This is a genomic window from Aliikangiella marina (assembly GCF_007004765.1).
Taxonomy (GTDB): Bacteria; Pseudomonadota; Gammaproteobacteria; order Enterobacterales; family Kangiellaceae; genus Aliikangiella; species Aliikangiella marina.
The window spans coordinates 1,258,564-1,269,156 of the sequence record NZ_VIKR01000001.1 but is presented as its reverse complement, the minus strand read 5'-3'; the positions used below and the strand labels follow the sequence as shown (position 1 = coordinate 1,269,156).

The 10,593-nt window shown below is 36.7% G+C and carries 1 protein-coding gene; it reads left to right on the top strand.

Annotated elements, in window-relative coordinates; translation table 11 throughout:
* Position 1 precedes the first annotated feature (1 nt).
* The gene (locus FLL45_RS05345) at positions 2-10,534 is read left to right on the top strand and encodes a non-ribosomal peptide synthetase (protein ID WP_142940942.1); all 10,533 of its coding nucleotides are present in this window, start codon (positions 2-4) and stop codon (positions 10,532-10,534) included.
* Positions 10,535-10,593: the final 59 nt, after the last annotated feature.

Below are 10,593 nucleotides of genomic sequence, written 5' to 3'. Positions count from 1 at the left end.
TATGCTTGAAATAATCAATAAGCTTGCTGAATCCAATATCTATCTTTATGTTGAAGATGGTAAGCTAAAAACCCGTGCGGTTAAAAATAGTATAAGTCCTGATTTAGTGGATGTTATTCGCTCGAATAAAGACGCACTAATTGATTATTTGATTAATTCTAACCATGTTTCTGTTGCAAGTATTAAAAACATGGAGCGGATACAGCCGGTCAACAGAAATACTAACAAACTGGTTTTGTCGCATGCACAAGAAAGACTCTGGTTTATTGACCAATTAGAATCTAGCAGTTCGCAATATAACATTCCAATAACCATGCCAATTAAGGCTGGATTTGACATCAAACTAGCCGAAAAAGCATTTAATATAATTGTACAAAGGCATGAGGTATTGCGCACTGTAATTAAAAAAGGAAATGATGGCCCTTATCCACATATACAAGAGAAAGCGAATTTTAAATTGAATTATGTCGACCTTCGTGGTCCAGACAATATTGAGAAAGAAAAAAAGACGAGTCAATTAATTAAGGAAGTACAAGATAAAACGTTCGATCTTTCGCGTGACTTAATGATTCGAGGGACTTATTTTCATTTAACAGATCAACCTCACAAGTCACCCGGTATCGTGGTGCTGGTTATACATCACATAGCAGCGGACGGTTGGTCAATGGATATTCTTGCCAGAGAATTCAATCAAATATACAGTGCTCTCAAAAGAGGTGTTGAAACTCCCCTAAAACCGCTTGATATTCAATATTCAGATTATGCATTTTGGCAAAGAAAAAACCTAAAGAGCGGACTTCTAAAAAAACAACTAAAATATTGGCAAAAACAACTCGATGATATTCCGCCTATACATCAATTACCACTGGACTTTGAAAGGCCAGAAATTAGACAAAACCAGGGGGCGGTCCTTAGCGGAAATATTTCATCTGATTTATGCAAAAAAATCATACAAATAGCAAGGCACCATGAAGTCACACCATTCATGCTAATTCATAGTGCTTTTTGCATATTGTTGTCTCGGCATAGCGGAAATAATGACCAAGTTATCGGTACCGTTACAGCAAATCGACTGCAGGCCGATCTAGAACCATTAGTTGGCTTTTTTATCAATACACTACCGCTAAGAGTAAATACCGATTTCGAAAAATTTAATGAGCTCTTGGCTCACGTTAAAACAGTAAACCTTGAAGCGCAAGCTAATCAAGATGCACCTTTCGAATGTATTGTAGAGAGTCTGTCTTTGTCAAGAAGTGCCAGTTATTCACCTTTGGTACAGATTATGCTGAGTATGAATACCAACAATAAAGTCGATTTCGGCAAATTTTCTGATAATTCGAGCGAATTAAATATAAGAGAAGGCATAACAACCAAGTTTGATTTAACTCTAGACGTGGAAGTAACCGAAAGAGGAGGATTTATTGCTTGGGAGTATGATACCTCGCTATTTAAAAATTCGCGTATAAAAGTACTTCACCAGCACTTTATCTGTCTTTTGAATAGCATTACGGAGAGTAAATCTCCAAACTTAAATGACCTAAATATGCTAACTAATTCTGAACTAAGACATCTTAGCTTAGGATTAAATCAAAAATATCAGAAGACGTTACCTTTTCAGCTCGTTCATCAACAGGTTGAGCATAGTTGCAGAAAGGCGGGGGAGTCAGTTGCATTAACATTTGAAAATGAAAAAGGTATGCCATGTCATTTTAGTTATGGTCAGATAAATAGCCAGGCCAATCAATTAGCGAGATATTTGCAGCAAAACAATGCATTGCAAGTTGGTGATAAGGTCGCTGTTTGTATGGACTCTGGCGTCAAGCTATATATTTCTATGCTCGCGATATTAAAAGTTGGAGCTGCCTATATACCAATAGACTCTTCATTGCCTCCTGCGCGTATTAGTCAAATAGTTGCTGACGCCTCACCTAAAGTATTGTTAGCTACTGATAATCGATTTGATGATGCTGGCGATAGTGTTCTTAAACTAGATGTTGAATCGATACTCGGCCAATTAGCGGACTTTTCCTACAACAATTTATCTGAAGTTAAAGGGTTAAACTGTGATACGCTCTGTTACGTCATATATACTTCTGGGAGTACAGGTAAACCAAAAGGTGTAATGGTAAGTCATGGTAATGTCTCAGGTTTGGTCAATGAATCAAACTATTTGAAGATAACTTCCGAGCATGTTGTCGGTCAGGCAGCAAATCTATCTTTCGACGCTGCCACATTCGAAATTTGGTCATGCTTATGTCATGGCGCTAAAAGCTATATTGTACCCAAAAATGTCTTATTAGAGCCAAAGACGCTTAATATTCAATTAACTAAGCAAAATGTTACAACATTGTTCATAACTACTGCGATGTTTAATCATTTATCCTATTCTCCTGATGCGCCACTAAAAAAACTTAAGTACTTATTGTTTGGAGGGGAACAATCAAATTATACAGCCGTGAATCATTTTTTAGATACTAGAAATACTGTTCAGCTTATTCATGTCTATGGTCCAACTGAGGCTACAACGTTTAGCACGTCATTAAAACTTTCTAAATCGTATCTCGACGATAAAAAAAGTGTTCCAATCGGTAAACCACTAATAACAGGAACAGCTTATATTTTAGCCAAAGATAAAACACTTGCTCCTTTGGGTAGTATTGGCGAACTTTACCTTGGTGGGCTGAGAGTCGCAAAAGGCTATCTAGGTAGACCTCAGTTATCGGATTTGCATTTTAATCACAATACATTCAAACCCGCTTACAACGAAGCGCTATACAAAACTGGTGATTTAGTTAGGTACTTGGAAGATGGGAATATCGATTTTGTGGGGCGAGTTGATAAACAAGTTAAAATTCGTGGTTTTAGGATTGAGCTAGGAGAAATTGAAGCTCAATTAGCTAATTGTGAAGATGTTTCGTCAGCGATCGTTATAGTGTCGGTCAGTCAACAAAACGAGAGATTATTAATCGGGTATGTCGTTTTAGCAGACAAATACAAAGGCAATAAAAATGAAAGCATTAAGAAGATCAAAGAACGGCTTAGGAACGTTCTGCCAGACTACATGGTTCCTCAAAATCTAGTTGCAATCGATGACTTTCCAGTCAATCTTAATGGAAAAATAGATCTTCAAGCACTACCGAAACCTAAGGAGGTGCTAGTCAATGATAATTATGTAGCGCCTAATTCATCGACTGAAAAAGCTTTATGTGGTATCTGGAGTAGTTTATTAAACCGGAAACAAAAAACGATTGGTGTTTATGACGACTTTTTTATTCTAGGAGGACACTCCTTACTCGCAGTTCAGTTGGTTGCAGCGATTAGAGAAGAACTTAAAAAGGAAATTCTTGTTTCGAGTATCTTTAATCATCCTAAACTCAACGATTTAGCAAAACATATTGATGATAAATCGGCGGATAAGTTGAGGACTAAAGTTACCAAGGTCGCAAGAAAGAAAAACGGGATGCCACTATCGTTTGCGCAAGAACGATTATGGTTTATTAATAAGCTGCAAGGTGAAAGTCCTGAATACAACATACCTTATAGCAAATATATCGATGGAGATTTTGATTCTGAATATGCTGAAAAAGCAATAATTCGCATAATACAAAAACATGAGACACTCCGTACTATTTTTATTGAAGACAAAAATGGGCCTCTTCAAAAAGTCCAAGAAGACTTTTCATTCCAATTAAACAAGATAAACCTAGCTCAATTAAATAGTCACGCAAAAACAAAGTCTTTAGCGCACATATTGACCAATGAAGGTAATCGGCCTTTTAAACTCGATAAAGAGATCCCAATAAGAGCAATCTATATTAATTTACTAGAATCCAACTGCGCAAGGAGAGGAATGCTTGTTTTCATACTACATCATATTGCTGCAGATGGTTGGTCACTAAATATACTTGAAGAAGAATTTAATACGCTTTACCAATCTATTGTGAATGGAACAGAGAGTCCTTTAAGCCCACTTAACATTCAATATATAGACTATGCTGTATGGCAAAAACAATGGTTAACAGGAGATGTCCTAAACGAACAATTAAAATACTGGGAAAGACAGCTTGACGGGGCTCCTGAAGTGCATAGTTTACCGATGAAAAAAATTCGTAGAGCCATGCAGGAAGTAAGTGGAGAGCTAATAAGTCAATCTCTTTCTTCAACTTTTTGTGAGACGGTAATCAATTTTAGTCAGGAACATGGATTAACTACATTTATGCTAGCTCACGCGGCACTGGCGTTAACCTTGGCTAGGCACAGTAACACTTCTGATATTGTCATCGGAACACCAACAGCAAATAGAACTCAAGCTGAAACTCAGCCGCTAATAGGTTATTTTGTCAATATGTTGGTCTTAAGGAGTAGTACACGACATGATAAAGTTCAAGATTTCTTAAATCATATTAAAACGATTAATTTAGAGGGCCAAGTCAATCAAGATGTGCCTTTTGAATATTTAGTCGATCGGTGCAATGTAAATCGAAGCTCAAAATACTCGCCATTGTTCCAGGTAATGTTGAGTATGAATACAACTGCGAGTTTCAAGCGAACCTCTACCGTAGAACAAAATAGCAAGATAAGTTTTAAGCCTGACACCTATGCAAAATATGAGTTGTCTGTTAATGTTGATTTTAGTCGAAACGGAGGGGAGCTTAGCTGGGAGTACAATAAAGAATATTTTGATCGACAGTTTATCGAGACTCTTCATAATCATTTTAAACAATTATTGCTTGAAATTATTCGCAAGCCCTTAGCTTCATTAAATTCTTTGGCGATGTTATCTGACGGAGAGGTCAAACTGTTAACTCAAGACCTCAATAATACTAAGCATTTATACAATGAAGAGCTATTAGTTCAACAACTATTTGAACTGAGAGTAGATGATAATCCTGATAAAATTGCACTTGTTTATAAAGATCAACAATTAAGCTATTTCGAACTGAATAAACGCGCAAATGCTCTAGCGACTACCTTGTTGAATCATCCAAAATTCGTGGTGAATGGTTTCGTTGGCATTTGTTTAGATCGTTCTGTTGAAATGGTTATTAGCATGCTAGCTATTTTGAAGACGGGCAATGCCTACGTTCCCCTAGATCCAAAGTACCCAATCAATAGGCTGCATGACATTATTGTAGATAGCAATTTACAGATGATTGTCACTGATTTGGCCGTTAGTAAAGACTTAAAGCTGAGTGAAATCAACAATAGTCACCAGTATAAAAATACTGCTTTAGTCGATATTAAAGCAATACCATTTGTCAATTCAATGGTATCAAAGGACTTCCAGAATAGGTCTTTTAACCATTTTAATTCACAAAACATTTTCTATTTAGTCTATACGTCTGGCAGTACTGGTAAACCTAAAGGCGTCTCAGTCAAGCATAATAGTTTAATGTCATTGCTCAGTTGGGGACGCTCGAATTTTAATCACTCAGAACGTAAGAGCTTGTTAGCCAGCACATCAATTTGCTTTGACTTATCGGCGTTTGAAATTTTTCTACCCCTGACCTCAGGTGATCAATGTATACTCACAGATTCTATTCTAAGCTTTTCTGAGCACAATACAAAATATCAAACAACACTAATCAATACGGTACCGTCAGCTGCGGCAGCACTCCTCGATAGCCAACAAATACCACCAAATATCGAGGTAATTAATTTAGCTGGCGAACCGCTGCAGACACAGTTAGTCGATCGATTGTATCAAGAAACCTCGATTTCTAAGGTGTATGATTTATATGGGCCCTCTGAAACGACAACATACTCGACCTTTACGTTAAGACAATTAAATGGCTCTGACAATATTGGTCGCCCGTTAGCTAACACTCAATTATTTGTATTAGATCAATTGGGTAGTTTAGCGCCGCTTGGTACGCCTGGAGAGCTCTATATCGGTGGACATGGTCTTGCTAGAGGTTATCATAATAGACCGAGTATTACTGCAGAAAAGTTTATCCCGGCTAACTTTAGTGACCATCCAGGAGGGCGACTCTATAAAACTGGTGATTTAGTAAGATATTTACCAGGAGCTAATTCACTCAATGATCTTGAATATTTAGGAAGGCTTGATCAACAAGTTAAAGTACGCGGATTTAGAATTGAGCTTGAAGAGATTGAGCATCAATTAAGACAATGCTATATGGTGAAGGATGTTATTGTAAGAGCTGTTAAGATCGCGAGTCAAGGAGATTCAATTATTGCATATATCATTGCTAATGAATCTGGGCGAGCAGAAAAATTAGAACAAGAAATAATCAGTGGATGTCATCAGTTAGTAGCTGAGAATTTACCCGAATACATGATGCCATCTTCATTTATGATAATAGATAAATTTCCTTTAACACCAAATGGTAAAATCGATAAAAAAGCTTTGCCAATACCTGAGCTTTCTTTTACGGAACAGGTAATTAAAGCGCCAAAAACAAAAATTCAGAAAGATTTGATCGAAATATGGGCAAGCTTATTAAGCTTGGATAGTAATAATATTGGTATTAATAGTAACTTTTTTGAATTGGGCGGGCATTCTCTACTAGTTGTAAGATTAACATCGGAGCTGCGTCAAAAATTTAATCGAGAAATAAAAATAAATGCAATTTTTGACTTCCCGACAATAGAGGGTATAGCAAATTTGCTTGAGCAATGTGATGACTCAGGTATTAGACAACAAATTCATTCTGTGACTTCTCAGGGTTCTAGTTATCCATTGTCATTTGCACAAGAAAGAATGTGGTTTATCGATAGAATGGAGGGGGGTAGTTATGAATATAACATGCCGTTTAGTTTACCAGTCAAAGATAAATTTTGTGTGAAGAGTGCAGAAAAAGCGATTATTGCAATTATTCAAAAACACCAAATATTAAGAACCACTTATAAAGAAGCAAGTCGAGGGCCTTTACAGCAGGTAAAGCGGAATTTTAAATTTAAGATTTCTAACAAAAATCTAAGCAAGTTAAGCAAGCAAAATCGATTGAGAGAACTAAGGAAAAGCACTAAAGACGAACAGATAATTCCTTTTCGACTAGATAAAGATTTAATGATACGCGCAAGCTACTTAAATCTCGGTAAAGATAATGATAACTATCAAGGGCTATTATTAATAACTATGCATCACATAGCTGCTGATGGTTGGTCATTAGATATCTTTTTGAAGGAGTTCAAGGAAAACTATCAGTCGATTGTTCGCGGCAAACCCATAAAGCAACAAGCATTAGCGATCCAGTACGCGGACTATTCTGTTTGGCAAAAGGAATGGTTGCAAGATAACTTATTAGATGAACAATACAATTATTGGAAAGAACACCTCAAAAATACGCCCTCGGTTCATTCAATACCATTGGATTTTGAGAGACCTTCGGTAAAACAGCATAATGGCTCTATCGTCAATATAAGCATACCAAAGACTTTATCACATCAGATTATCGATTTAGCTCAAAATTTAGAAGTCACTCCATTTATGCTGATTCATTCAGCGTTAACGATTGTTTTATCGAGGCATAGCAATAGTCAAGATATTTTAATTGGAACGGTAATGGCGAATCGACTTCAAGTCGAACTGGAACCTTTGATTGGCTTTTTTGTTAATACGCTAGTGCTTAGAACAAGTACTGCTTTTGACACGTTTTTTGATTTAATAAAGCACGTAAAAAGGATTAATCTCGAAGCCCAAGAAAATCAAGATGTACCTTTCGAAAAGTTAGTAGATTTAGCTAAGTTGCCGCGCAGTGCTAAGCATTCTCCATTGTTTCAAATTATGCTAACAATGAATGCAATCGAAACTAATTTGTCATCTTCCACGATTTCTTATCGTAATAGACAACCTGAAGTAGTAGAAAACGTAGTATCGAAATTTGATATTTCTATCGATGTTAGTTTAAATCGTTCTGGTGGACTAATAGCTACTGAGTTTGATAAGGCGATCTTTACTAGTTCTCGAATTAAAACTATCACTAAACATTTGATTCAAGTCTTGCAAGGTGTTGTAGATTCACCCAGCGCCAAGCTGAGTCAGATACCAATGCTTTCAAAAGCAGAAGTCGAAAATTTAACCGAAGATTTTGGGAAAAGTATAAAGAGCTCATCGACACAAGTCGATCTCATTGAGCAGATTAGGCAAAAAAGTACACAAGTAGCTGATCGTATTGCAATAGTTATAGAGGACCATAAAATACCACAGCATTTGTCTTATTCGGCACTAGAGAGGCTGTCTTCTCATCGAGCTGCTCTTATTCAGAAATTAACCACCAAAAACAATGAAGTCGTCGCTATTCAGCTTAAACGCTCACTTGAAACAATAGTCTCTACCTTAGCTGTTATGAAAAGTGGCCATGCATTTCTACCTATTGACGATAGTTATCCTGAACAAAGGCTACATGATATTTTACAGGATTCGCGCTGCTCTTTAATGATCACTCAAAGTGAATTATCGAATAAAATTAAACGTTTTGAGGGGTTGAAAAAGATACTCGTCGATGACTTATCTAACAAAAGTATCCTAAATTATTTTGATGGTCGATTTTTAGAAAGCAGCTATCAGAAAAAGAACCAAAGTGACTTGGCTTATGTGATTTACACCTCTGGATCAACTGGCAAACCTAAAGGTGTCATGATTGAGAATCGTGCAATTGAAAGTCATATCGGCTTTGTCAGGCAAGAGTTTGAACTTAATGATAAGTCGCAAGTATTACAGTTTTCATCATTTGGTTTCGATACTTTTTTTGAGCAGACATTTGCTTCATTGATTAGTGGCAGTTGCTTGCATATGAGAGATTCCGATTTATGGAGTGCAAGTAAATTTTATCATTACTGTAATACTAGAAATATAACCCTTACCGATTTGTCACCTGGATATCTGGCAGAGTTAACAAATAATAATGAAGCACAAGGCTTTTGGCAAAATACAACTATCGAAGAATTAGTAGTCGGTGGAGAGCAGCTGCAGAGTTCCATTGTTACTCAATGGTTGAAAGTGAATAACGGAAAGACAATTCTATACAATGCATATGGGCCAACAGAAGCCACTATAACCTCAACTTTAGCGAAGATAGCGAGCGATAAAAAAATATCAATTGGTAAAGCCTTTGCAGGCAAACGCTTATATATTCTAGATAATAATTTCAGATTAGTACCATTCGGAAGTGTGGGGGTTTTATACATTGGCGGAGAATCAATCGCTAGGGGGTACTTAAATCAACCACGACTGACAGCAGAAAAGTTTATAAATTCCCCTTTTAGAAAAGGCGAAAGACTATACTGTACAGGGGATCTTGTCAGGTATCTTGATGATGGTAATTTAGAATATCTTGGGCGGCTTGACAACCAAGTTAAAATTCGAGGCTTCAGAATAGAAATCTCTGAGGTCGAATCACAAATTTCGAAATGCGAGGAAGTCGCTTGCTGTGCGGTATTATGTCAAGATAATACTCAAAAACAAAAATCCTTAACAGCTTATATTGTACTCAAAACTAGTAGTGGCAAATCATACCAAGCCCTAAGTCAAATAAAAAGAGCATTAGAGTCTCGAATGCCAAGTTATATGATACCTACTAACTACGTAATATTGAGTGAGTTGCCGATGACAATTCATGGCAAGATTGATTACAAAAATTTACCAGAAATTTCTTGTGTTAGCGATGATAAGAGTGAACGTCAGTTTTCCCGCTCCTTGACAGAAGCGACTCTTTCAGAAATCTGGAGGAGGTTGTTTAATAAAAGTCAAATAGGTACCACAGACAATTTCTTTGAGTTAGGTGGTCATTCCTTACTTACGGTGAAGCTTTCTTCGACTATCAAAGAAGTATTTTCTTTAGTTGTTTCAATTAATGAGTTGTTTCAAAGGCAAACTATAGAAAGCCAAGCGGTGCTGATAGAACAGAAAATGCTTGAGTGTGATAATCAAGTTAAGCCGTCACTTGAATTAAAAGCTAGCAATAAGCTTGCAGTGCTTGTTCCGGGTTTAGGCGGCAGCAGTCATATATTCCATGACATTGTCAAGCATCTTGATTCTAAAATCGTTCCTGTAGGACTTGATGCGTTAGGGCTCTATGATGATGAAGAGCCGCATACGAGTATTGAGGAGATTGCAAGCTATAATATAAGTAAGTTAAGCAATCTTCCAAGTAATGCTGAACTATTACTTATTGGTCACTCAATGGGGGCTGCGGTTGCTTATCAAATGGCTCGTCAATTAGAGTCTGACTCAACTAGAAAGATCACCCTGGTGGTTATTGATGGAAGTGCTTCATTAGATAAGCGGGATAATGATAACGAACGTTTATTACCAGTCCAATCCGGATTAAAAGGTAATATTGCAAAGCTTATTAATTGTCAAAGGAATATTTGTTTTCAACCAAGCAAAAAAATTAATGCCTCGACGGTAGTATTTAAAGCAGGAAAAACAAACTTTGAACTAAGAGAGCATTGGGGAAACTATACGAGTGGGCAAATCTATTACAATGAAGTGGATGGAGATCATTTTAGTATTTTAGAAAAAGAATCAGCTGAGCGGATTGCCATACAGATCAATGAATGTGTTTGAAAAATGAATCGCTAGATTTTTTGTCAATTAAGCGTATTGATCAAGCATTGTAATTATAA

Bases quoted from the DNA above. Each gene is read 5' to 3' on its own strand.
- FLL45_RS05345 (WP_142940942.1), top strand. From the start codon at position 2: ATGCTTGAAATAATCAATAAGCTTGCTGAATCCAATATCTATCTTTAT.